This window comes from Pseudomonas sp. 21, assembly GCF_000955805.1.
Classification (GTDB): Bacteria; Pseudomonadota; Gammaproteobacteria; order Pseudomonadales; family Pseudomonadaceae; genus Pseudomonas.
In genome coordinates this window covers 212,991-236,783 of sequence record NZ_JYOA01000002.1, presented here as the reverse complement: position 1 = coordinate 236,783, position 23,793 = coordinate 212,991, and the positions used below count along the sequence as shown (strand labels likewise).

21 protein-coding genes are annotated in these 23,793 nt (G+C 66.9%); 5 read left to right on the top strand and 16 right to left on the bottom strand.

What is annotated here, in order from left to right; genetic code table 11:
- Positions 1-189: 189 nt before the first annotated feature.
- The 4 genes from UB43_RS05470 to UB43_RS05455 are packed head-to-tail and all read right to left on the bottom strand — an operon-like array spanning position 190 to position 4,865.
- Positions 190-1,089: a DMT family transporter gene (locus tag UB43_RS05470; protein WP_045209360.1), complete on the bottom strand. Its 900-nt coding sequence runs from the start codon at positions 1,087-1,089 to the stop codon at positions 190-192.
- Positions 1,090-1,141: 52 nt separating this feature from the next.
- Complete coding sequence (locus tag UB43_RS05465) at positions 1,142-2,410, bottom strand: FAD-binding oxidoreductase (RefSeq protein WP_045209358.1); 1,269 nt, start codon at positions 2,408-2,410, stop codon at positions 1,142-1,144.
- Complete coding sequence (locus UB43_RS05460; protein WP_045209355.1) at positions 2,407-3,513, bottom strand: polyamine ABC transporter substrate-binding protein; 1,107 nt, start codon at positions 3,511-3,513, stop codon at positions 2,407-2,409. The genes UB43_RS05465 and UB43_RS05460 overlap by 4 nt, the downstream gene beginning before the upstream one ends.
- 53 nt (positions 3,514-3,566) lie before the next feature.
- Positions 3,567-4,865, bottom strand: coding sequence for an FAD-binding oxidoreductase (locus UB43_RS05455; protein ID WP_045209353.1), 1,299 nt, complete (start codon positions 4,863-4,865; stop codon positions 3,567-3,569).
- 170 nt (positions 4,866-5,035) lie between these two features.
- Between UB43_RS05455 and UB43_RS05450 the strand changes: the two genes are divergently transcribed.
- Entirely contained in the window at positions 5,036-5,944 is a 909-nt protein-coding gene (locus UB43_RS05450; protein ID WP_045209351.1) for a LysR substrate-binding domain-containing protein, read from the top strand.
- Positions 5,945-5,951: 7 nt separating this feature from the next.
- On the opposite strand, the gene UB43_RS05445 is transcribed toward UB43_RS05450, so the two are convergent.
- From UB43_RS05445 to UB43_RS05435, 3 genes are all read right to left on the bottom strand, one after another.
- Positions 5,952-7,052 carry a M14 family metallopeptidase gene (locus tag UB43_RS05445; protein ID WP_045209350.1) on the bottom strand — a complete coding sequence of 367 codons (1,101 nt, stop codon included), beginning with the start codon at positions 7,050-7,052 and terminating at the stop codon, positions 5,952-5,954.
- Positions 7,053-7,159: 107 nt separating this feature from the next.
- Complete coding sequence (locus UB43_RS05440; protein WP_045209349.1) at positions 7,160-8,053, bottom strand: LysR family transcriptional regulator; 894 nt, start codon at positions 8,051-8,053, stop codon at positions 7,160-7,162.
- 101 nt (positions 8,054-8,154) lie between these two features.
- A complete protein-coding gene (locus tag UB43_RS05435; RefSeq protein ID WP_045209347.1) occupies positions 8,155-9,534 on the bottom strand; it encodes an APC family permease in 1,380 nt (459 codons plus the stop codon).
- 485 nt (positions 9,535-10,019) lie between these two features.
- Between UB43_RS05435 and UB43_RS05430 the strand changes: the two genes are divergently transcribed.
- The 3 genes from UB43_RS05430 (at position 10,020) to UB43_RS05420 (ending at position 12,071) form a co-directional block, all read left to right on the top strand.
- A complete protein-coding gene (locus UB43_RS05430) occupies positions 10,020-10,763 on the top strand; it encodes a class I SAM-dependent methyltransferase (RefSeq protein WP_045209344.1) in 744 nt (247 codons plus the stop codon).
- A 92-nt stretch (positions 10,764-10,855) separates the two neighbouring features.
- Positions 10,856-11,437, top strand: coding sequence for a helix-turn-helix domain-containing protein (locus UB43_RS05425; RefSeq protein WP_045209342.1), 582 nt, complete (start codon positions 10,856-10,858; stop codon positions 11,435-11,437).
- Positions 11,438-11,504: 67 nt separating this feature from the next.
- Positions 11,505-12,071: an HD family hydrolase gene (locus UB43_RS05420; protein WP_045209341.1), complete on the top strand. Its 567-nt coding sequence runs from the start codon at positions 11,505-11,507 to the stop codon at positions 12,069-12,071.
- An 8-nt stretch (positions 12,072-12,079) separates the two neighbouring features.
- Here UB43_RS05420 and UB43_RS05415 read toward each other — a convergent pair whose 3' ends face one another.
- Positions 12,080-13,132: a DUF2235 domain-containing protein gene (locus tag UB43_RS05415; protein WP_045209339.1), complete on the bottom strand. Its 1,053-nt coding sequence runs from the start codon at positions 13,130-13,132 to the stop codon at positions 12,080-12,082.
- 294 nt (positions 13,133-13,426) lie between these two features.
- On the opposite strand from UB43_RS05415, the gene UB43_RS05410 reads away from it, so the two are divergent.
- Positions 13,427-14,587 carry a GGDEF domain-containing protein gene (locus tag UB43_RS05410; protein WP_045209337.1) on the top strand — a complete coding sequence of 387 codons (1,161 nt, stop codon included), beginning with the start codon at positions 13,427-13,429 and terminating at the stop codon, positions 14,585-14,587.
- Between the two features lie 103 nt (positions 14,588-14,690).
- Here the strand turns inward: UB43_RS05410 and UB43_RS05405 are convergent, their stop codons facing one another.
- The 8 genes from UB43_RS05405 to UB43_RS05370 form a co-directional block, all read right to left on the bottom strand.
- Positions 14,691-15,407, bottom strand: coding sequence for an SDR family oxidoreductase (locus UB43_RS05405; protein WP_045209336.1), 717 nt, complete (start codon positions 15,405-15,407; stop codon positions 14,691-14,693).
- A gap of 27 nt (positions 15,408-15,434) precedes the next feature.
- Positions 15,435-15,920, bottom strand: a complete 486-nt coding sequence (locus tag UB43_RS05400) for a DUF2165 family protein (protein WP_045209335.1) — start codon at positions 15,918-15,920, stop codon at positions 15,435-15,437.
- Between the two features lie 147 nt (positions 15,921-16,067).
- Positions 16,068-18,566 (bottom strand): TonB-dependent receptor, encoded by a 2,499-nt coding sequence (locus UB43_RS05395; protein WP_045209334.1) that lies wholly within the window; start codon positions 18,564-18,566, stop codon positions 16,068-16,070.
- A gap of 208 nt (positions 18,567-18,774) precedes the next feature.
- Positions 18,775-19,761, bottom strand: coding sequence for a FecR domain-containing protein (locus UB43_RS05390; RefSeq protein ID WP_045209333.1), 987 nt, complete (start codon positions 19,759-19,761; stop codon positions 18,775-18,777).
- A 5-nt stretch (positions 19,762-19,766) separates the two neighbouring features.
- A complete protein-coding gene (locus UB43_RS05385) occupies positions 19,767-20,276 on the bottom strand; it encodes a sigma-70 family RNA polymerase sigma factor (RefSeq protein WP_045209331.1) in 510 nt (169 codons plus the stop codon).
- 126 nt (positions 20,277-20,402) lie between these two features.
- On the bottom strand, positions 20,403-21,497 hold the full coding sequence (locus tag UB43_RS05380) for an NAD(P)-dependent alcohol dehydrogenase (protein WP_045209329.1): 1,095 nt from the start codon (positions 21,495-21,497) through the stop codon (positions 20,403-20,405).
- 225 nt (positions 21,498-21,722) lie between these two features.
- Positions 21,723-22,391 carry a response regulator gene (locus tag UB43_RS05375; RefSeq protein WP_045209328.1) on the bottom strand — a complete coding sequence of 223 codons (669 nt, stop codon included), beginning with the start codon at positions 22,389-22,391 and terminating at the stop codon, positions 21,723-21,725.
- On the bottom strand, positions 22,388-23,782 hold the full coding sequence (locus UB43_RS05370) for an ATP-binding protein (RefSeq protein ID WP_045209325.1): 1,395 nt from the start codon (positions 23,780-23,782) through the stop codon (positions 22,388-22,390). Before UB43_RS05370 ends, UB43_RS05375 begins: the two co-directional genes overlap by 4 nt.
- Between the last annotated feature and the right edge of the window lie 11 nt (positions 23,783-23,793).

The following is a 23,793-nucleotide window of genomic DNA, read 5'->3' as shown; positions in this document are numbered from 1 at the left end:
CTTGTCCGCGACATCCGCCGGACGAATGCAGCCCCTCCGGAAAACGCCAACGGCATGCACTCGCGTAGGAGCGGACTCCGTCCGCGATTGGCCTACCCTCGCACCTGGCCCATCCAGGATCGCGGACAAGATTCGCGGTACCTAAAGCCATAGCGCCGGACGCTACGGAGTGTGTTCGTTGCTGAAAAATCAGACCACCGCACCTTCCGGCGGCTGCTCCAGCACCGCCACGACCACCGCGCTGCCGACGATCAGCACGATGCCGAGCAGCGACAGCAGGCTGAGCACCTCGCCCCAGATCAGGTAGCCGAGCAGGCTCGCCCAGATGATGCTGGTGTAGGTGTATGGCGCCAGCGTGGCCGCATGGGCGCGGCGCACGGCGATGGTGAAGAGCAGTTGGCCCAGGGTCGCGAGCAGGCCGAGGGCGAGCATGAAACCAAGGTCCGGCAGGCTCGGCGTGCTCCAGGAAAACGGCAGCGTGGCGCCAGTGACCAGGGTGCCGACCACGGTGAAATACAGCACCGTGGTGGTCGAGTCGTCGGTCTCGCGGATGCGGCGGATCTGGATCATCGACAGCGCGCCGAAGAAGGCGCTGGCCACCAGCAGCGCCGGACCGACCAGGCTGGCTTCGGCATTGTCGGGCTTGACCACCATCAGCACGCCGAGGAAGCCGAGCACCGCCGCCAGGGCGTTGCGCGGCAGCAGGCGTTCGCCCAGCAGCAGCGGCGCCAGCACGATCACCAGCAGCGCCTCGGAATAGGCGATGGAGATGGCTTCACTCAGCGGCACGTAGGGCAGCCCGGCAAAGAACAGCGCCGAAGAGCCCAGCAACGTCAGCGCGCGGATGGTCTGCCCGCGCACGTCCAGTTGCAGCCAGCGCTCCGCCAGCGGCCGGCCGCGCAGGCACAGGAGAAACGCCGGCAGCACGCCGAAGGCCATGCGGAAGAAGGTCACTTCGTTGGCCGGGTATTTCAGCGCCACGACCTTGGCCAGTGCATCCACCACGGCGAAGCAGAACATCGACAACAGCATCAGGCCCACGCTGCGCAAGGCATGGCTGCGAGGGGCGACGAGGGTCAGCTGGGGCATGTCGTGTTCTCCTTCTTGTTCGGGGTGAATGTTCGGGGTGAATACGGGCGTTTCAGCCCGCGCTGAAGCGGCTGGCAAGGAAGGGCGTCACCGGCACGCTGGTGACGACGTCGCTGGCCTGCTCGGCGAGCAGCTGGCCGGTGATGGCGCCGAGGGTCAGGCCGATGTGGCCGTGGCCGAAGTTGTAGAACACCTGCGGCAGCCGCCGGGACGGGCCGAGCACCGGCATGCTGTCCGGCACCGAGGAGCGAAAGCCCATCCACTGCGACACCGGCTCGTGCTGCAGGCGCAGGAAGCGCCGCGCGCCACGGGTCAAGGAGCGGTAGCGGGCCGGGCTCGGCAGCGCCTCCAGCCCGGCGAATTCCACCGTGCCGGCCACGCGCAGGCCCTGCGCCATGGGCGTCATGTAGAAACCGCCGGCGCCCCAGCACACCGGGCGGTTGAGCACCTGCCCAGCATGGCCGAAGAGCACGTGGTAACCGCGCTCGGTGTCCTGCGGCACGCTATCGCCCAGTTGGTCCACCAAGGTGCGCGACCAGGCGCCGGTGCACAGCGCCACGCGGTCGGCGGCCAGTCGCTCGCCGCTAGTCAGTTGCGCCTGCACCGCATCCCTGCCCTGCCCGGCCGGATCGATGCCCAGCAGCTCGCCGCGACGGAACTCGCCGCCCATGGCCTGGAAGCGTTCGAACAGGCGCAGGCTCAGCGCGTAGGGATCGAGCGTGCGGCTCACACCGGGCAGCTCCACGGCGCAGCTGGCGCGGGCGTTGAGCGCAGGTTCCAGCTCGCGCAGTTCGGAGCCCTCGACGAAGCGGATCGGCACCTCGAAGCGCCGGTGGTAATCCACCATGGCCTGCGCATCGCCGCGCTCATGCTCCTCGAAGATATACAGCGAGCCATCGTGGCGGATCAGGTCGTTGGCGCCGGCCTCGTCGAACAGCCCCTGCCACGCCTCCATGCAGGGGCGCAGCAGGGTGTTGAGGTCGCGGCCGATGGCTTCCACCCGGTCACGCCGCGAGGCCGACAGGAACTGCATCAGCCACGGCGCGATGCGCGGCAGGTAGGCCGGGCGGATCGCCAGCGGGCTGTCCGGGCGCAGCAGCATGCCCGGCGCCTTGCGCCAGATGCCGGGCGTTGCCACCGGCTCCACCGAGTAGGTGGCGAAGGTACAGGCATTGCCGAACGACGTGGCGAGACCCGGCGGATTGCGGTCCAGCAGGGTCACGCGGAAGTCGCGGCGTTGCAGTTGCAGCGCGGTGGCCAGGCCGACCACGCCGGCGCCGACCACCAGGGCGTGGCGGCGCAGGTCGTTGGGCTGGGTCATTTGCCGCTCATCACTCGGGTCCACAGGCGGGTGCTCATGCGCATCCCGGACGGCGACAGGGTCTTGATCGGGAACAGGGTGTCGAGCACTTCCTGCGGCGGGTAGACGGCCGGGTTGCTGCGCAGTTCCGGGTCGACGTACTGGGTCGCGGCGGCGTTGCCGTTGGGGTACTGCACGGCATTGCTGATGTTGGCGATCACTTCCGGCTGCAGCAGGTAGTTCATGTAGGCGTAGGCGTTGTCCAGGTGCGGCGCGCCCTTGGGAATGGTCACGGTGTCCACGGCGATGGTGCTGCCTTCGCGCGGCAGGCTGTAGCCGATCTTCACATTGTTGCCGGCCTGCCGGGCGGTGGTCATGGCCTGCAGCACGTCACCGCTGAAGCCGATGGCGACGCAGATGTTGCCGTTGGCCAGGTCGCTGACGTACTTGGACTGGTGGAAGTAGCGGATCGACGGGCGCACCGCCTGCAGCGCGGCTTCGGCGGCCTTGAAGTCGTCCGGGTTCTGGCTCGCCGGGTCGCGGCCGAGCACCTTGAGGGTGATGGGCACCATCTGGGTGGCGTTGTCGATCACCGCGATACCGCACTGGGCGAGCTTTTCCGCGTTCTTCGGATCGAACAGCAACTGCCAGCTGTGGGTGACGTCGGTGTTGCCGAAGATGGCCTTGATCTTGTCCTCGTTGTAGCCGATGCCGACGGTCACCCAGAGGTAGGGAATGGCGTAGCGGTTACCCGGATCGTTGGCCTCGAGGATCTTCATCAGCTTGGGGTCGAGGTTCTTCCAGTTGGGCAGCTTGCTCTTGTCCAGTTCCTGGATGGCGCCGGCCTTGATCAGGCGCGGCAGGAAGTGGTTGGACGGGCTGGCCAGGTCGTAGCCGCTGGCGCCGGTCATCAGCTTGGCTTCGGTGGTCTCGTTGCTGTCGACCAGGTCGTAGGTCGTCTGGATGCCGGTCTGCCGGGTGAAGTTCGCCAGGGTGTCTTCGGCGATGTAGCCGCTCCAGTTGGCGATGGTGACGGTCTGCGCCGCCTGGGTGGTGCCGGCCGCTGCTGCGAGTGCGAGGCCTGCCAGGGTGAAGCTGGCCAGAGTCTTGGAACGATTGATCATGCTGCCCTCGTTTTTTCTTTATAGGGATTGTTGTGCGTGGGTAAAGCGACGGATCAGGCCTCGGCGCGCGCGCGGCGCACTTCCCAGGCCATGCGCAGCGAGGCGCCGATATCGAAGAACGGGCTGGGCGGCAGGTAGCCGGGGCTGGCCTGCGCCAGCACGTCGGCCAGCACGGGCGAGCTGTCGCCCGCCGCCATCTCCACCAGCAGGCGACCCCACAGGGTGCCGCGCGCCACGCCCGAGCCATTGCAGCCGGCCACCGCATGCAGGCCCTGATCGACGCGGGCGAAGTACGGTTCGCCGGAACGGGTGCCGCTCAGGTGGCCGGTCCAGCTGTAGGCGATGTCGGCTTCGACGATGCCGGGGAAACGCTTCTGCAAACCGGCCAGATGGCGGCGACGGCGCTCGGCCAGCGCCTGGTTGTCGAGGTCGCGATGGCGGTACTCGACGGTGTTGCGGATCAGCAACCGGCGCCCCGGCAGCAGGCGCACGGTGCCGCCACCGGGCAACGGTGCGAGCACGCCCCACTGGCGCTCGCCGAACAGCGACTGCCAGCGAGGCTCATCCAGCGGGCGGGTGATGCTGGCGCTGAGTTCCAGCGGGAAGGCACCACTCTCCCGCAGGCCGGCGCGGGCGATGAATGCGCCCAGGCAGACCAGCACCTGCGAAGCCTGGACTTCGCCCTGCGCCGTGCGTGCCACCCAGCCCTGGCCGCTGCGGCGCAGGTCGGTCACGCCGCTCTGCTCGAAGATGTCCACCGACGCCGGCAGGCGGTCGGCCAGGCCTTTCACATAGCGCGCCGGTTGCAGCAGCGCGTTGCCGCCGGCGCAATGAATGGCCCGCGCGTAGAAGGCGCTGCCGAGTCGCTGTTCCAGCGCCGCGCCTTCGTAGTAGCGGGCGTTGGCGCCGACCGAGGCCAGCGTGGCGAGGATGCCGTCGATATCGCCCAGGTGCTCGGGCCGGTGCGCGGCGAAGTGATAGCCGTCTTCGAAAAGCTCGCAGTCGATGCCCAGCCCGGCGATGCGCTGGCGGACTTCCTGCGCGGCCGCGATGCCGATGCGCGAGGCCACCTGGTAGGCGGCATGGCCGGGTTGCCCCAGGCGTTCGCTGGCCGCCGGCAACTCATGGGCGACGACAAACCCGGAGTTGCGCGCAGAGGCGCCCTGGGCGATGCGCTGGCGTTCCAGCAGCACCACACGCTGTTGCGGAAAGCGCGCTGCCAGCGTGTGGGCGGCGGACAACCCGGTGATGCCGCCACCGATGATCAGCCAGTCCGCCCGCTGGGTCCCGCTCAGCGTCGGCTGCGTCGGCAACTCGCCCGCCAGGGCGATCCAGCCACAGTGATTGTTCATTGCCCGGCACTCCTTCACAATCCATGCGCCGGGCGTATCCAAGCGATTTCCCCGATGGCGCGTCATGACCAGAATCTACGGGCAGTTGCGCTGAGCGCACCAACGCTCATTTTTCATCCTTGTATTCCCATCTCGCATAGATAAGCGCGTAGATCGCGGACGAGAGAGCCATGGACAAACTGCTTCGCGTTCCCTCCCTGCAGGCGCTGCAGGCCCTGGTACAGGTCGCCGACTCCGGCAGCTTCACGGCCGCCGCGAAACAGCTGCACCTGACCCAGAGCGCCATCAGCCGGCAGGTGCAACAGCTGGAGGAGTACTACCGCGTGCCGCTGTTCGACCGCACCAGCCGCAAGGTGGCGCTGACCGACGCCGGCCGCGAAGTGCACGCGGTGGCCGAGGGCATGCTGCAGCAACTGCTGCGCCTGGAGGAACGTCTCGCCCCGGCATCGGCGGAGCGGCCCTTCCGCATCCGCATCTTCGTTTCGCTGGCGGTTCGCTGGCTGCTGCCGCGCCTGAGTTCCTTCTACAACCGGCACCCGGAGCTGTGCCTGTCCATCGAGACGGTGGGCGGCGAAGTGGTGGACGACGGCGGCGACTGCGACGCCTACGTGCTCTACCTGCCCAGCGGCAGCGACCCCCAGGGACGTACGCTGATGCCGCTGTACGACGAATACCTGATCCCCGTCTGCGCCCCGCGCCTGGACGACGGCCAGCAGCCGCCGCGCTCGCTGGAGGAACTGGCGCGTCACCCGCTGATCCACGCCTCCAGCGGCGGCCTGGAGTGGCCGCAATGGCTGCGCGCCCAGGCCGCTCCGCCGCCCACACCGTTCAAGCACATGCTGTTCAACCTCGACGACCTGGCGCTGGACGCTGCCACCCGTGGCCTGGGCGTTGCCATGACCGACCGCCTGCTGGCCCACGATGCCCTGCAGCGCGGCGACCTCATCGTGCCCTTCGGCGAAGCGCTGAAAACCGGCGGTCGCTACGCGCTCTGGCTACGCGACAGCGGCGCCGCCCACCCGGCCTGCCAGCCGGTGCTCGACTGGTTCGAGGAGCAGCGCAGCCAGTTGGAAGGCTGATCCCCGGTCAGCGCAGCGGCGCCGGAATCTCGCTGCACAACCCTTCCACCGCCCGCCAGGCCGTGTCCCGCGCGCGAGTCAGCACCGCGCTCTTCCACTCGTCCGTGTCGATGTAGAAGGCATCGCGCAGCTGCTGCTTGATCCGCCGCACCTTGGCCAACGGCGCATCGGGCGTGCGATGCAGCCACTGGTCCGCGCGCAGCGCTTCGAGGACCTGCGGGCCGGGCACGGTACCGAATTCCAGGCTCATGGAGACCAGCAGCGCCTGCGGGCATTCCTCGAATGCCGCATGCACCAGCTTGCCGCTGAGCTTCACCGAGACGCTGTTGCCCTCCTCCGTCGAGCGCACTTCGTCGCCCCACCAGGCGCGGGCGCGGACCAGCGCTTCGGGGCGCGGATCGCCCGAGTAGATGTACTCGCCGTAGCCGCTCGGGCCGAGGCCGGTGTGCACGTCGATCCAGGCCAATTCGCGGCATTGCCGGCCATGCTGGCGCAGCACCTCGCGCACGGTACGGTTGCTCCAGGTCGGCTGCGAGCCGGAGAAGAACAGCCCATCGGGATGACTGGCCTGGCCGGACGAGATCGCCTTCTGCAACTCCCAGCGACCGTGGCGCAGCGCATAGCCGAGCAGACGCAGGCGCCCCAGCGGGCTGGGCCAGCGTCGCGGCGCGAGTACCGGGTCCAGCTGCACGTAGCCGGGGTTCTCCGGCGCGGCCTGGGTGAAGTCGCGGAAGTTGCGGTTGAGGTCGACGTTCTCCTGGGTCCAGCGGCGCCACCAGGAAAAGCCGTAGGGGTTGGCGGCGTGCAGGTAGAGCACCGCGCAGTCGTTGCGGCGCGCGTGCTCGCGCCATGCCGTGTCCGCGAGCAGCGCGCTCTGCACGCCCGAGCCGCAGAAGCCTTCGACGCCGTGGCAACCGCTGCTGATGATCAACAGGCGCTTGGCATCCGGCGGTCCTTCACGGGCGACGTCCAGCGCCAGCGTCTCACCGTCGCGCCCGGTGAGTGGGTGGACGTGGGACTCCACCAGCAGGCCGGCGGCCGCGCAGGCGTCGAGGAACTTGCTGCGCGCCTGGGCGTAGCTCTGGGAGAAATACGACGATGCATTCATGGAGACTCCGGCCGTTTCCTGGGGCTGATGGCGGCCGGCAGGATGCATCAGCGCGAAAATGCGGAGTAATGATCTCTACACATGAGCATTGAGGCTGGTTATGCCGGTCACGCCGGCTCCGCAAGGAAAGCCGCCAGCATTTCCTCGGCCAGCAACTGGGCTTCGCGGGTCATCAGCTCCTGCGGCCGGGTGACCAGCGAGATGCTCGCCACCGGCGTCGCCTCGGCGATCCGCAAGGGCTCCAGCACCTGGGCCACCGTCGGCAGAGCCAGCATGCGCTGCGACCAGAAACTCACCGCATCGGTGTTGGCCGCCAGTTCCAGGTAGAGCAGCGACGACGAGCATTCGGTGATGCGCCTGGGTGGCGCCACCTGGCGTTCGCGGAAGAACTGCCCGGCCAGGGCCACTTCCAGCGGGTCGGAGAGCAGCCATTCGAGGTCAAGAAGCTCGTGCAGCGATTGCGCCCCTGCCAGGGGGTGGCCCTTGCGCACCGCCAGCGCCGAGGGTTGCGGCGCCAGCTCACGCCAGACCTGCCCGTCGGCCTGCTCCGCCACCGGCTGGGTCGTCAGCACCAGGTCCAGCCGGCCCTCCTTCAGCCCTTCGAACAGCTGCACCGAACGCAACTCGAAAATCTGCAGCTGCACGTTGGGGTACAGCTCGCGGTAACGCCTGAAGCAGTGGGCGAAGGCGCGATTGGGCGTCACCGGCGACACGCCGATGGCCACACGGCCGGCCATCTCGCCCTTCAGGGTGTCGATTTCGTCGCGCGCGCGGCGCACTTCCTCGGTGACCAGCCGGGCCATGCTCACCAGCCGCTCGCCATAAGGCGTGACCGTTACACCCCGATTGGAGCGCACCAGCAGCGGCACGCCCAGCTCGCCTTCCAGCTCCTTCACTGCCTTGGACAGCGACGGCTGGGTCACCTCGAGCAGCCGCGAGGCTTCCTGGATGCTGCCGCTCTCGGCGATGGTGCGCAGGGCGCGCAATTGATGCAGTTTCATGGCGAGATCCGGCCAGTTCCTCGAAGTCGCGCCACCTTAACCAGTATCGGGCCGGATTGAAAAGAAGCCGGGGCCAGGCCCGACTTCTCCCCGCCCGGCAGTCACTCCGCCATGTTCAGGTCCGGCAGCGGCTGCTGGAACATCCGCGTGGCGCTGGCCAGGCAGATGAAGCCCAGGCACATCCAGGCGAAGCCGATCATGAAGGACATGCCCGACAGGCTCGACCAGAGCCAGATGGTGCTGAGGAAGCCCACCGCCGGCAGCGCACCGTAGCGCAGGTAGTTGCCCTTCCCGGTGAGGCGCTCGTCGACCAGGTAGTGCTTGATCACTGCCAGGTTCACCGCGGAGAAGGCGAACAGCGCGCCGAAGCTGATCATGTTGGCGACGGTATCCAGGGTGACGAACAGGGCGATCAGCGAGAGCAGGCTGATCAGCATGATCGCCGTGGCCGGCACGCGCTTCTTCGTCACCAGCTTGCCGAACACGCGGGGCAGCGCGCCGTCCCGGCCCATGGCGAACAGCACGCGGGAGACGCTGGCCTGGGACACCATCGCCGAGGCGAAGCAGCCAGCCACATAGGTGGCGGTGAAGAAGGTCACCAGCCACTCGCCACCAATCCGGCGCAGCACGTCCAGCGACGCGGAGTCGGCATCGGTGAGCGCCTGCCACTCGGGGAACACCAGCTGGCCGAAGTAGGCCATGACGATGAACAGCACGCCGCCGATCAGGGTCACCAGCATGATCGCCGCTGGAATCTGCCGGCGCGGCTCGGGCGTCTCCTCGGCCATGGTCGACACCGCGTCGAAACCGAGGAAGGACAGGCACAGCACCGCCGCGCCGGACATCACCAACGGCAGGCTGAAGTGCTCGTCATAGAAGGGCTGGACCAGCGGCACCGGCTCCGCCTGGGCGCCCAGGTGGCTCAACGACAGGGCGATGAACACCACCACGAACACCATCTGCGCGACGATCAGCACCCAGTTGACGCGGGTGATCGATTCGATGCCGACGAGGTTGAGCAGGGTCACCAGCACGATGGACCCGAGGATCCACACCGACAGCGGCACCGAGGGGAAATAGTCGACCATGTAGATGCCGATCAGCAGGTAGCTCAGCAGCGGCAGGAAGATGTAATCCAGCAGCAGCGTCCAGCCCGCCAGGAAGCCGAATGCCGCGCCGAAGGTCTTGCGCGTGTAGCTGTAGACCGAGCCCGAATACGGGTGCGCCTGCACCATGCGCCCATAGCTGTAGGCGGTCAGCAGCATGGCCGCCAGGGTGAAGAGATAGGCCGCCGGCAGGTGGCCCTTGCTCATGCGGGTGACCAGGCCGTAGGTGGTGAAGACTGCCAGCGGCACCATGTAGGCCAGGCCGAACAGCACCAGCGCCGGGATGCCCAGCGATTTGCGGAAGGACCGTGCGGACGGTTCGTGGGGTTGATGGGCAGGCAAGGAAGTATCGGACGCGCTTGTTGTTTTTTTCATGGCTGACTCATGGACTGCGAGCGACGGGCGCTCGTTGGACTGGAACGGCTCGATGCCGGTCGAGGCTTCCCGCGCAGCGGTCGCAAGCCCGGCGGTTTCAGCCGGGGCAAACCTTCGGGCGGCCGCTGCGGGAGGGATTCAGCGGAGATCGATCGGGGCGGTAAGCGGGAGCCTTCGGCTCAATGCGTCATCGATGAAAACCTGCGTCACAAACCACTGCCGCCACTCGTTGAACGCTTGCACCTGGGCACTCCTGCTGGCCGCCTCGAAGGACGTTGTTATTGGAATGGGGCGGCATGGTGCTTCAGCTTTTCGCCGAGGAAAATTAGTAAAAATATTATCGAGCCCAATGAAAAAAATGGCCGTTCGCAGCGGTCCGGCCACAAACGCCATCCGGCGGGACGTCCGAATTCTGCGGAGAACGCGCGAGGCTGATGTACCATGCCGCGCCCGAACCTCCGGCGAATCCTCTCCCTGGCTGCCCCATGTCCTCCAACGCGCTGTACACCGACCTGTCCTCCTACTACGACCTGATGTGCGCCGACATCGACTATCAGGCGCAGAGCCACTGCGTGCGCCGCCTGCACCAGTTGTTCGGCAATTCGGGGCGCCGGCACCTGGACCTCGCCTGCGGGACCGGTCCGCACGTACGCCACTTCCTGGACTCGGGCTACCGGAGTGCCGGCCTGGACATCAACCAGCCGATGCTGGACATCGCCCGGCAGCGCTGCCCCGAGGCGCAGTTCAGCCGACAGGACATGGCGAGCTTCCGCGTCGAAGCGCCACTGGACCTGATTACCTGCTTCCTCTACTCGATCCACTACAACCCCGGCGTCGAACAGCTGCAGGCGTGCCTGGCGAGCGTGCACGACGCGCTCGCGGAGGGCGGCGTGTTCTGCTTCAACAGCGTGGACAAGGCGCTGATCGACAACGACTCCTTCGTCCGCCACTCGGTGGAGCATGATGGCAGCCAGTTCACCTTCGGCTCGGGCTGGTACTACAGCGGCGCGGGCGAGCGCCAGGCGTTGCGCCTGAGCATCGAGAAGACCACGGCCGGCGAGACCCGGGCCTGGCAGGATGAACATGCGATGGTCGCGCTGACCTTCGCCGAACTGCAACGGCTGCTGGAGCCGCTCTTCGAGGTGCAGGTGTTCGAGCACGACTACGAGCGGATCACGCCCTGGGCCGGCAGTTCGGGCAATGCTCTGTTCGTCTGCGTGAAGCGCTGAGGTCAGCACCTAGCGCGCGAGCATCGACTCAAGACAATGCTGCTGGCGCATTCCGGGCTATGCTGGCACGGAACCGGAACCGATACCCCGCCATGACTTCACCTCCGCTGCACCACGCCCCGCTCGGCCCCATGCTCAGACGCTGGCGCCTGCTGCATCGCGTCAAGCAGAGCCACGCGGCCGGTATGTTCGGCGTCAGCCAGTCCACCATCTCGCGCTGGGAAGCCGGCCTGCAGGATGCCGAGCCGGAGCAGCGCGCACGGATCGAAGCGCTGCTCCTGGCGCGCCTGGACAGCGCAGCGGACCACGCCCTGGCCCGCCTGGTCGCCAGCAGCTCGCAACCCGTCCACCTGGTCTGTGACCTGACCCACCGGCTGCTCGCCTGTTCGCCCGCGCGAGCGGCAGAGTTCAGTGTTCCGCATACCGAGCTGCTGGGCCGCTCGCTCTGGCCGTTCGTGACCGAGGCCATCGCCCTCCAGGAAGCGAAGCTGGATGGGCTCGGCTGGCGCGAGGGCAACGCCACGCCAGCGCTGGAGTTCGCCACCGGCACCAATGGCTCGCTGCTGGTGCCCATTCGCCAGAGCCAGTGCCGCTGGACGCGCCTTACGCTGTCCGATGGCACGACTGCGCGCCTGGTCGAGACGCTCCGGGCGGATGGCACCGCGCATATTTGATGCGTGGACAGCCGGCGGCCCCGGCGACAGGATGATCGCCCGGACGACTCACAAGGGGCCATCGCCGATGAGCGAACAGAACATCCAGGGCAAACTCGCCTTCCTCCGCGAGGCCGAACGACTCAAGAGCGTGCTGCGCAGCGCCCACACGTCCACTGGTCGCCGCGAAAGCACCGCCGAGCACAGCTGGCGCCTGGCCCTGCTGGCGATGGTGTTCGCCGAGGATCTGGGCGAGCTCGACCTCGGCAAGGTGCTGCAGCTGTGCATCATCCACGACCTGGGCGAAGCGCTGGGCGGCGATGTGCCCGCCGTCGACCTGCAGGCCCACGGCAGCAAGGGCGACAGCGAACGGCAGGACCTGCTGCAGATGACCGCCACGCTGGCGCCGCCGCTGCGCGCGCAGCTCCTGGCCCTGTACGACGAGTACGATGCCGCCGCGACCGCCGAAGCACAGGCAGTCAAGGCACTCGACAAGCTGGAAACCATCCTGCAGCACACCCAGGGGCGGAACCCGCCGGACTTCGACTACGCCTTCAACCTCGGCTACGGCCGCCGCTATACCGACGCCACGCCCTTCCTCGCCTCGCTGCGCGAAGTGCTCGACGAAGAAACACGCCAGCGCGCCGCCCGCTAGCGATTGGATTACCGGATCCTGCCCACCGGGGTGAAATTGCCGGTGAGATTGCCGCCCACCGTGTTCTTCGGCTTGTACTGGGGATCGTGCTTGAGGCGCTCCTCCACGCTGGCGTCGATGGCTTCCTGGCCGAAGGCGGTGTTGCCGATATCCCGGTAATACGGCGGGGTGAGCTGGCTGTAGGCGCCCCCCAGGAACTCCTTGTAGGAATTGGTGATGGCGGGGGTCGTGGTGGGAAGGCTGGGGGTCTTGCCGGTGTCCACCGCCAGGCCGCACTCGATCGCCTTGTTGGTCATCCACACCAGCGCGATGTCCGACAGACTGTTGTTCGCGTAGCCACCGCCGACGTTGGCGTGCGCCCCGGAAAACCAGACCTGCTCCACACGCTGGTTGGGCTTGCTTTTCGGGTCCCAGAGGGTGCACTGGTAGTTCTTGCGCCACTCATCGATGGCCACCGCGTGGAAGGCGTTGTGGACAATCGAGCTGAGTTCGGTGTCGTGGAATTCGTAGTAGGACTTGTTGAACCAGTCGAACGATTCCAGCGGCACGCCCAGGGCGCCCACGGTGTCCCAGATACCCAGCATGTGGATGGTGATCTCCCGCGAGAAACTGCCGCGGAAGAGTCGGGCGCTATCGGAATCGGCGCCCTCGTCGCGGGTACGATAGAGGCCGTACGCTTCGTTCGTCAGGTCGATGTGCTCGGGCTTGAGCAGCCCGGCGTTGCGGATCAGCCCGACCAGGCTGCGAGCCGTGTATGCCCCACGGCTGAAACCGAAGAGGTAGATCTGGTCACCGACCTCGTAGGTGCTGACCAGCTGCCGATAGCCATCGAGGATCTTCTCCGAGAGCCCCACGCCGAATGCACCGCCGGCCAGGCGGTCGTACCATGCCGTGCCAACGCCCTGGTCGTACCACTTGTCCTGCGTTGTACCGTTCTTGTCGGCAGGCAGAATGGCAGCATGCAGCTTCCAGACATTGGTGCTTTTGCTGCCTTTGATCTCGGACTTCGCGTCCGGCGTATTCCAGGTCCCGTCAAAGGAAATGATGATTTTCTTGGGCATGTCCTGTCTCCAACGTCAGTGGCTCTGACTGCTCGAAACGTCCCGGTTCCTGGCCCCGGTATCGTCCTCGACAGTGAACTGTAGCCCCCGGTCCGGGCTGTCGACAGAATCGTGAGGGGCGCCCCCAGGGACATGCCCTGCTGGCGGATTGCCTTCCCGCTATACATATGGTTAGGTGCCCTTGCCCTGAACGACTCCGCCGAGCAGGCCAGATGCGGCCTGGAGCGCCAGGTTCGCGCCCGCCACACCTGCGGTACCCGGCTCCCTTTGCTACGTATTCACTGACGCGAACCCATGGTCACCACTGTCATCCTCAGCATGCTCTGCGTGCACCTGCTCTGTTTCAGCGTCATGTTCCTGCTGATCAGCACCCGGCTGAACGGCAAGAAGATGGGCATGGAAGTCTTCGCCCTGGGCAATCTCCTGCTGGGGCTCGCCTACATCCTGCAGTTGCTCGGCGGCCCGGCGAACTGGGGGATGATGAGCATCGTCAACCACACGATGACCCTCTGCGCCCCCGTCGCTTATGTCCTTGGCGCCCTGCGCTTCTTTGGTCGACCGACCGCCGTATGGCGGCCATTGCTCACGCTGGCGGTCCTCTACACGGCGCTGCAGGTTACGGTGCAATTCACCCTTGGAAGTGAAGCGCGCCATGCGCTGCTGGCAGCCTCGTGCACGCTGCTGTTCCTGGGTATGGCCGTGGGGGTGCTCTACGCCCGGCAGAACGTCGCCAGGGACCTGCGCGTCGAAATGGTCGTGTTCGCCATCCTGATTGGCGGCCTCTGCGCGCTGAACGCCGTGAAGTTCGTGATGATCCTCCAGGGTGGGCTGGCGGCGCTCGACATGAACAGCGGCTTCCAGAAAGTCTTCTACCTCTACATGTCGTTCCTCGGCACCGTGCTGCCCCCCTGTGCCGTCTGGCTGGTACTGCGCCGCCTGACGGATGAACTGCGCACCATGGCCGCCCATGATCCGCTCACGCAATTGCTGAACCGCCGCGGACTGGTCGAAGGGCTGGATGCGCATTTCCGCTCCCGCAGCGCGGGGCCGGCCTACCTGCTGATCGTGGACATCGATCACTTCAAGCAGATCAACGACAGCCACGGCCACAAGGTCGGCGATCTCGTCCTGTGCCATGTGGCCCAGGTGCTCAAGGCCACCGCTCGCAAGGGCGACCTGGCCTGCCGGCTGGGCGGCGAGGAATTCGTCCTCGTCGGCCTCAACACGGACAGGACAGGCGCCCTGCAACTGGCCGAACGCGCCCGCGCGGCAATCGAACGCAGTGAAGTACCGGGCGCCACCCCGGAGCAGCCGATCCGTTGCACCGCCACCATCGGTGTCTCGGAAGCCTTCACCAGCACGCAGGCGCTCGACGAGTACATGCAGCAGGCCGATGGCGCGCTCTACCGCGGCAAGACAGCCGGGCGCAATCGCGTCGAGAGGGCTCTGGCGTAACGGCCCCGTCGCCCCGCAAGCTCCGGCGGGTCGCGGCGCCGCACCGCCGAAGACAACCAGCCCTGGCTGCCCGTTCATCAAGGATGAAATCGAATGACGACAGTCAGAAACGCTCGTCGCGAATGGCCGGCAAGGTCAGCTCGCGCACGAACGAGGAAGCGGACAAGCGCAGCAGCGCATCGACCAGGGCGACCACATCGTGCACGGGGATCAGTTGCCCTTCCCCGCGCGCGGCAGCCTCGGTCAGCGGCGTGGCGAGCGAGTCATCGGTATTCAGGTTGCCCAGTTGCAGCACGGTCACCGCCAGGCGCTGGTCGCGGAAGCTCTCGCGCAGCGCATCGGCCATGCCGTTAAGGGCGAACTTGGCGGCGCCGAAGGCCACTTCCGGGCGGCCGCTCTGGCGCAGGGCGGAAGTCGAGCCGGTGAGGATCAGTTGCGGCCGGGCGGAGCCGAGCAGCCGCGGCACCAGGCGTTTCAGCAGCAGCAAGGTGGCGGTGATGTTCACGTCGACCAGCCTGCCGATGGAGGCGTCGCTGTCGCCAAGGAACGAGTATTGCTCGCTGAAGGCGTGCTCTTCCCAGATGCCGACGTTGCAGATCAGCACGTCGAGTTCAGCCGGCGCCTGCGCCTCGATCTGCGCGACCGCTTCCGCCGGCCTGGCGAGATCCGCTTCGATCCACTGCAGATCGATGCCCGGCGCCGTCGCCAGGGTATCCGGCCGCCGGCGCGACACGCCGATCAGCGAATCCCCCGGCTGCCCCAGCCCTTCGAGCAAGGCGCGTCCCAGCCCCCTGCCCGCTCCCACGATCAGGATGTTCATCGGCATTCTCCCGGTACCCATGGCGCGTCAACTCCAGCGAAGGTTGAGGACGAGGAAGTTCAGCAGCACCCAGACGACCAGCACCAGGTGCGTCAGCTGCAGGGCTTCCTGGCGAATCCAGTAGCCGAACCAGAGCCCGCCCAGCAGCATGGCGAAGAGGAAGCCCAGTGCCGCGCTCAGGGCGAGGTTCAGCCAGGGCCTGGCGGCTTCGAGTTCGCCGCCCAGCAGCCAGTGGTAGCAACCCGTCCAGGCCGCAAGCACCGCCAGGGCCTGCAGCAGGACGACGACGATCATGGCCAGCCGATGCAGCGCCGGTGACGTCAGTGCACGCCGTAGCAGGGGAAAGTCGATCGCGGGTGGCTGGCGCAGCGGTGCCATCGCCATGGTCGCGCCGACCGCCGCGACCGAGCTGGAAAAGGCGTGCAGGTTGTTGATCAGCGCGATGCTCAGCCAGAGGCTGAAGCCCAGGAAGCAGACGATCTGGAAGATCATCAGTGAAGCGTGGGTATCCATACCGGGTCCTTGTGCGGTCATGTTCCGAAGGTGCCGGCCCACCGCTGGCGAACAGCGGCAGGCAGGCCCGGACGGACTCTAGGACCTCAACCTAGGTTGAGGTCAACACGCATCAGCAGCGAATCCTGGCATCGGCCCATATCCGCGTCAGAACGAACCCTGCAGGGTGACCATGAAGTTGCGCGGCTCGCCGTAGAAGTTGCCCCAGGAAACGGCACCGACGCTCTGGTAGTACTTCTTGTCGAACAGGTTGTTGCCGTTGAGCGCGACGCTCCAGTGGTCGTCGATGCGGTAGCCCAGGCGGCCGCTGTAGATGGCGTAGTCGGACTGCACCGACTTCACGTTGCCGCTGCGTACGGAGGTGTCGCTCTGCGCCGTCACGCCCGCCCCCACGCTCCAGCGGTCCAGTTCGCCGGCCAGCTGGTAATCGGCCCAGGCACGGAACAGGTGGCGCGGGAAGTAGCTGGTGGTGAAGGTGGGTTCCTGCGGATTGTCTTCCGTGCTGTTGAGGTACTTGGTCTGGGTGTAGGTGTAGCCGGCCAGCAATTGCAGGCGGTCGATGACCTCGCCGCTGATTTCCGCCTCGAAGCCCTGGGCACGGACCTTGCCCACGTCGGTGTAGCAGTAGCCGTCGGAGGAGCCGAGGCAAGTGGTGTCGTAGTTGGCTTCGGCGCGGTGCTCCTCGAGGGTGCGGAAGAGGTTGAAGGCCGTGTTGACCCGGCCATCCAGCAGCTCGCCCTTGATGCCCAGCTCGTAGCTGGCGCCGGTCTTGGGTTGCAGCGGGCTGCCGGATTCGTCGGTGTAGGTGCTCTGCGGCTGGAAGATGTCCGCGTAGCTGATGTAGACCGACCACTCATCGTTGAGGTCGTAGATCAGTGCCGCGAAGGGTGTGACCTGGCCGTTCTCCTGGCTGCGGTCGTGCTGCCAGTAATCCCAGGCCTGGGTGTAGGAGTCGCGGCTGTTGCGGTACCAACTGACGCGCGAACCCAGCACCGCAGTCAAAGGCTCGGCCAGCTTCAGCCGCAAGGTCGCGTAGGTGCCGAATTGGCGGGTGTCCGACTCGGTGGGTTGCGGCCCGCCGCGGTAGGAGTTGGGCGGGTAGAAATCATCCGCCGGCTCGGGAATCTGCGAGTTGGGATGGAACGGGTCCTGCGAGGTACCCAGCAGGCTGGTCATGTTGATCAGCGCGTAGTGATCGTGGGTCTTGGCGCGGCTGGCGTTGGCGCCGACGGTCAGCTCGTGCTGCAGGCCGAAGGCCTCGAATTTTCCGTCCAGGTAGGCATCGAAGCCGTAGTCGGTCTGGTCGTAGTCGAACAGACCGGAGTACACCGAGGAAGGCGCCGAGGTCGCACCCGGTGTAACACCACCCGACGTCTCGGACAGCGCGTACTTGATGTCCTGGTCGTTGTGGGTCCAGACACCGGCGAACCGGAAGGCCCAGTCCTCGTTCAACTGGTGGGACAGGTCGGCGAACAGCGTGGTGCGCTCGCTTTCCCAGTTGTTCCAGGAAGCGCCCAGGCAGGTCGAGCGGCTGAGCTTCAGGTCCTTGCCGTTGCTGTAGCGCGGCAGGCCGTGCCAGCAGGGCGTCGCATCCAGCTTCTCGTAGGCAACGCCCAGGCCCAGGGTGGTATCCGGGGTCACGTCGTAGTCCAGCGCGCCGTAGAGAATCTGGTCATTGCGCTTGCCGACATCGTAGAAATACTGGCGGTCCTGCACCGCCACGACAGTCCGCCCGCGCAGGGTGCCGGACTCGTTGAGCGGGCCACCGGTGTCCACCTGGCCGCGGTAGTTGTCCCAGGAGCCGGCCGAGAGCGACAGCCTGGTCTGCGGCACGCTCTGGCCCCGCTTGCGGACGAAGTTGACGCCGCCGGTGGAGCTGCCCGAGCCCTTGAGCATGCCCGCTGCGCCCTTGAGCACCTCGACCCGGTCGTAGAAGGCCATGTCGCCGGAGAAGCTGTTGGCCTGCACATACTCGCCGCCGACATCCAGCGGCACGCCGTCGTACTGGTACTGGCCCTGCATCATGAAGCCGCGGGAGTAGAAATACTTGCCGCCCATGGGTGACTCGTACACGGCGATGCCCGGCGTCTTTTCCATCGCCTGCTCGATGGTGGTGACGTTCTGGTCGTCCATATAGCGACGGGTCAGCACCGTCACCGATTGTGGTGTTTCGCGCAGGCTGTGCACGCCCTTGCCGAGGGTGACCGCACGAGCCGCATACGAGTTGGTGCCCTCGGTGGTCGCGTCCAGCGCCTGTCTGGACACGGTGGTGGAATCCATCTCCAGCACCGCATCCGACGGTGTCGGCACCAGGCCGTAGCCGCCGTTTTCCAGACGGCGCACCGTCAGGCGGGTGCCGGAGAGGATGCGGGCGAAACCGTCCTCGATGCCGTACTCACCGTTCAGCCCGCCACTGCGCTTGCCTTCGGTCAGGCCCGCATTGACGGAGATCGGGATGCCGGCGCGCCGACCGAACTCGCCGAGCACCTGGTCCAGCGGGCCGGCGGGGATGGCGTATTGCTGGGTGCGGCTGGTCGTGGATTCAGCCTGCACCGGCATGGCCGGCAGCAGGGTGAGCGTGGAGCAGGACAGCAGGGCAAGGCCGAGCGACTGGCGCAGGGCGCGGGTGATGGGGTGAAGCGTCATGGGCGGAGGGTCCGTTTCTCGTTGTTGGCCCGCCGTGGCGAGCAGGGATTTATCCCTAGGCCAAGCGAGAAACGAAAACCTGCCGACTTTTCGAGAATTATTTTCATTGGTGCTTTCTTGCGGCGCCCGGCTGCCTTTTTCCGCAGCGCTCGGCTGCGATTTTCCGCGGCACTTGGCTGCGATTTTCCGCGGCGCTCGGCTTCTTTCCTTAGCGCGGGCCTACGGTCACCCAGTAGCGGGTGCGTCGCTGGACCGTCACCGGCAGGCTGTCCTGCAGCATGGCGAGCACCCGGTCGGTATCGGCCAGCGGGTAGGAGCCGCTCAGGCGGACACCCGCAACCGCCGGATCGCAGCGCAGCAGGCCGGGGCGATAACGGTCCAGCTCGGCAAGGAAGTCGCCCAGGCGCATGCGCTCGGCCACCAGGTAGCCATCGACCCAGGCGCCGCCATTTGCTTCCAGCGCCTGCGGTGCGCTGACGCCGGCCGCGTCGATGCGAGCCTGGGAACCGGCCTCGATCACCCTCGCCTCGCCGCCGGCCAGCGAACTGGCGGCCACACGCCCCTGAGTGACGGCCAGCAGGGTGCCGCGCCCGTCTTCGTCGCGGCGGACGCGGAAGCGCGTGCCCAGCGGTTGCAGCACGGCATCGCCGCTGACGACCCGCAGCGGCCGCCCGGCGCCGTCGCGGGCGGTGAGGATCTCGATCTCGCCGTAACGCAGGCGCAGTTCGCGAACGGTCTCGGTGTAATGCAGGTCGACCGCGGTTGCGGTGTTGAGCCACAGGCGCGTGCCGTCGGGTAGCGTGCGCTGCGTTCGCTCACCGTTGCCGGTGCGATAGTCCGCCAGGGCGCCCTGAACCCACTGCGTGTCGCGTCCCTGCCAGGCGAGCCCGCCGAGCAGGCCGAAGCCGACCAGCAGCTTGAGCGCCTTGCGCCGGTCCATCTCGTGGGTGTGGCGGCGACCGGCCAGTTGCCGCGCCAGTGGGTCGGCCAGCGTGCCGGCGTGACGCTGCAGGCCGAGCGGGATGCTGCTCAGGCGCTGCCAGGCGCGCTCGTGCTCGCTGCTGGCCTCGCGCCAGACCAGCAACTGGCGCTGCTCGGCCTCGCTCATGCAGCCCGACTGGGCCAGGGTGAACCAGGCAATCGCCTGGTCGCGGATGACGGCGGAGATCGGCCGGGAATCGCTATCGCGGGCCATGGCGTTCACTCGAAGCGGCTCGCGTAGCAGGCCGCAAACGCCTTGCTCATCGCCTTCTGCACCTGGTTGACGCTCAGCTCCAGGTGCAACGCGATCTGCGGGTAGGTCAGGCCGTCGAGCTGCGACAGCAGGAAGATTTCCCGTACCTGTGGCGCGAGGCCGTGCAGGAGTTCGTCGATCTCCACCAGCGCTTCGATCAGCAGCAGGCGCTCTTCCTCGGACGGCGCCAGCGCTTCGGGGCGCGCGGCCAAGGCTTCCAGGTAGGCCCGCTCGACCGCCTGGCGGCGCCAGCGGTTGATCAACAGGCTGTTGGCGATGGTGGCGAGATAGGCCAGCGGCTGGCGCAGATCGGCGATGGCGCTGCGCGAACGCATCACCCGCACGAAGGTGTCGTGGGCCAGGTCCTCGGCATCGGCGTGCTCGCCCAGGCGGCGGCGCAGCCAGCCCTTCAGCCAGCCGTGGTGGGCAATGTAGAGCCGCTCAACATCCCTTTCGAATGCCCGCTCGCTGTCCATGAACGTCCAGTCTTGTTAAACATGATAATCGTTCTCAACAATACTGGATTTGCCCTGCCCTGCGCAATCGAGCTGAACGCAGCAGGGTTTGACCGCCTGCCGGAGGCGGCCATTCCCCTCCCCGCGTCAGGGTTTGATGGCGATCTTCAGCACGCCGTCGCGCTGATGGGCGAACAGGTCGTAGGCGTTGACGATGTCGTCGAGCGCATAGTGGTGCGTGACCAGCGAGCCGAAGTCAGCACGGTTCGACTCGATGATGCTCATCAGCCGGCGCATGCGCTCCTTGCCGCCGGGGCACAGCGCGGTATTGATGCGGTGGTCGCCCAGGCCGGCGGCGAAGGCGGAAAGCGGTATCTGCACGTCCTTGGAGTACACGCCCAGGCTGGACAGGGTCCCGCCCGGCTTGAGCACTTTCATCGCCTGCTCGAAGGTGCTCGGCAGCCCCAGGCATTCGATCGACGAATCGGCGCCGCGCCCGCCGGTGAGCTTCATCACCTCCTCCACCACGTCGCACTTCGTGAAGTCCAGGGTGACGTCGGCGCCCATGTTGCGGGAGATGTCCAGCCGGTGCGCGTTGCCATCCACCGCGATGATGGTCGAGGCGCCCAGCAAGCGCGCGCCGGCGGTGGCGCACAGGCCGATCGGCCCCTGGGCGAAGACGACCACGGTGTCGCCGATGCGGATATTGGCGTTCTCGGCGCCCTTGAAGCCGGTGGACATGATGTCGGGGCACATCAGTACCTGTTCGTCGGTGAGGCTGTCCGGAATCGGTGCGAGGTTGCCCTCGGCATCCGGCACGAGGACGTATTCGGCCTGGGTCCCATCGATCAGGTTGCCAAAGCGCCAGCCGGCGGTGGCCTTGTAGCCGTGGCAGGCGCAGCGGCCGCTCTCGACCAGGTAGCTGCCATCCTGCGAGGGCACGCCATCCTGCGCGGCATAGGAGTTGAAGTTCGGGCAGATCGCGCCGGCGATGACCCGCTGGCCCTCACGGTAGCCTTTGACGGCGCTGCCGAGCTTCTCGATGACCCCCACTGGCTCATGGCCGACGGTCAGCCCTTTGGCCACCGGGTATTCGCCCTTGAGGATGTGCACGTCGGTGCCGCAGATGGTGGTCGTGGTGATGCGGATCAGCGCGTCGTTGGGGCCGATCTCGGGGATGGGTTTGTCGGCCAGTTCGATTCGCCCGGGTTCCACGAAGATCGCCGCTTTCATCATTGCCATCGTTCTGTCTCCTCGCTTGGAATGCGCCATGGATGCACAGGGCCCGGGATCGCGCAGAGCGGCCCCAGGCTGAAGGACCCAGTGTGCTTGGCCGGAATGAAATCCCGTTGACGCATATCAAGGACGGGGAAAGCTCGCTCATCGGCCTGCCTGCCGGGAACGCTGGCGGGCTGGTAGAGCATTGATCGGAATCGTCAGAAAACAAGGCATGAACCGATCAGGTGCCTATTCGCACTCCAGGCTATAGCCCACCCCATAGACCGAGCGGATCGGGTCGACCTGCGGGGTGATGGCGGTCAGCTTGCGCCGCAGGTTCTTCACGTGGCTGTCCACGGTGCGGTCGGCGACCACCCGGTGGTCCTGGTAGATGTGGTTCATCAGCTGGTCGCGCGAGAGCACCTGCCCCGGCCGCGCCGCCAGCGCGGCGAGCATGCGGAACTCCACCGGCGTGAGATCCAGCGCGATGCCCTGGTAGCGCGCATGGAAGGTGCTGGCATCCAGTTCCAGCCCGAAGCTCGATGCCTGGGTACCGGTACGCCGCAGCACGGCCTTCACCCGCGCCACCAGCTCGCGCGGCGAGAAGGGCTTGCAGATGTAGTCGTCGGCCCCCAGTTCGAGGCCGAGCAGCCGGTCGATCTCGTCGACGCGGGCGGTCATCATGATGATCGGCAGGCGGCTGAAGCCACGCAGCTCGCGGCAGATGTCCAGGCCGTCGCGGCCGGGCAGCATCAAGTCCAGCAGCATGAGGTCATGCTGTTTCTGGCGGACCGCCGGGACCACTTCCAGGCCGTCGGCGAGATGCTCCACCGCGAAACCGGCAGCACGCAGGTAATCGCCCACCAGTGCGGCCAGCTTGGGTTCGTCCTCCACCAGCAGAATCTGTCCCTGGCTCACGCTTCACCTCCAGCAACCGGCAGTTCCAGGGTCAGCAACAGGCCGCCCAGTGACGAAGCCTTCGCGCTCAATTTGCCGCCGTGCACCTCGGCGATGCCCCGGCAGATCGCCAGGCCGAGCCCGGTGCCGCCGCTGGCGCGGTTGCGCGAACGCTCGGCGCGGTAGAAGCGCTCGAACAGGCGCTCCAGCGATGCCGCGTCCACTCCTGGCGCGCTGTCCTCGCACTGCACCAGCACCCGTTCGCCCTCCCGCAGCGCGCGCAGCACGGTGCAACCGCCGCGATCAGTGTAGCGCCGGCTGTTCTCCAGCAGGTTGTACAACAACTGGCCCAGCCGCGACTCATCGCCCAGCACCCATAGCGGTTGCTCCGGCAACTCCACGCGCAGCGTCAGGCCGCGTTCGGCGAAGCTCGCCTGGAATGCCTCGGCCACCACCGGCAGGACAACCCGCAGGTCGATGCGTTCGCGGCGGTAGGTCGGCCCGCCGACTTCGGCCAGGGACAGGTCGAACAGGTCGTCCACCAGCTTGGTCAATGAGCCGACTTCCGCTTGCAGCGAACGGATCGCGGCACCGTCCAGCGGGCGGATGCCGTCTTCCAGCGCTTCGAGCTCGGCGCGCATCACCGCCAGCGGGGTGCGCAGTTCGTGGGAGATATCGGCCATGAAATCACGGCGCATGCGCTCGTTGCTGGCCAGGGTGGAAGCCATGCGATTGAAGTCCCCGGCCAATTGCCCGGCCTCATCGTCGGAGCGCACCGGCACCTGGATTTCATAGTCGCCGGCCCCCAGGCGGTGGGTGGCGCGGGCGACTTCGCGGATCGGCCGCAGCAGCGCGCGGCTGAGCCACCAGGCGATCACTGCCGTGCCCAGCAGGCAGGCCAGGCCGACCAGCAGGCTGGAGCGCAGCTGGTTGAGCTGGAAGCGCTTGTCACCCACGCTGGTGACCGACTGCAACGGCGCCAGGGCCATCCAGCCGACCGTGCGCCCCTGGAAGCGAATGGGCCGCAGCAGCATGTCCTCGGGCGCCGCCTGGTAGCCGATGATCGGGCGGCGCTGCTCGTCCAGCAGGGCGAAACGGACGAACGCGCCGGTGAGGTCCGACACCGTCAGCAGGCTGGCGTCGAAGGCCTTGTCCGGGGCGATGTCGTCCGGGCGCAGCAGTTCGAACCACTGCTCCTTGTCCTCCCGGATGAAGTCCCAGCTGCGGTGCTGGGCGTAGGCCCGTTCGATGCGCGGCACCACCAGGTCCATGCGCTCCTCGGCCTGCTGGTTGAGGTAGCCGAGGAAGCCGTACTTCAGGCTCAGGTACGCGGCGAACACCATGCCGAGCACGGCGAAGGCGCAGACCGTGAGCATGGCCAGGAAGAACTTGCTGGAGAGGCTGATTTTCATGGCACCGCCGG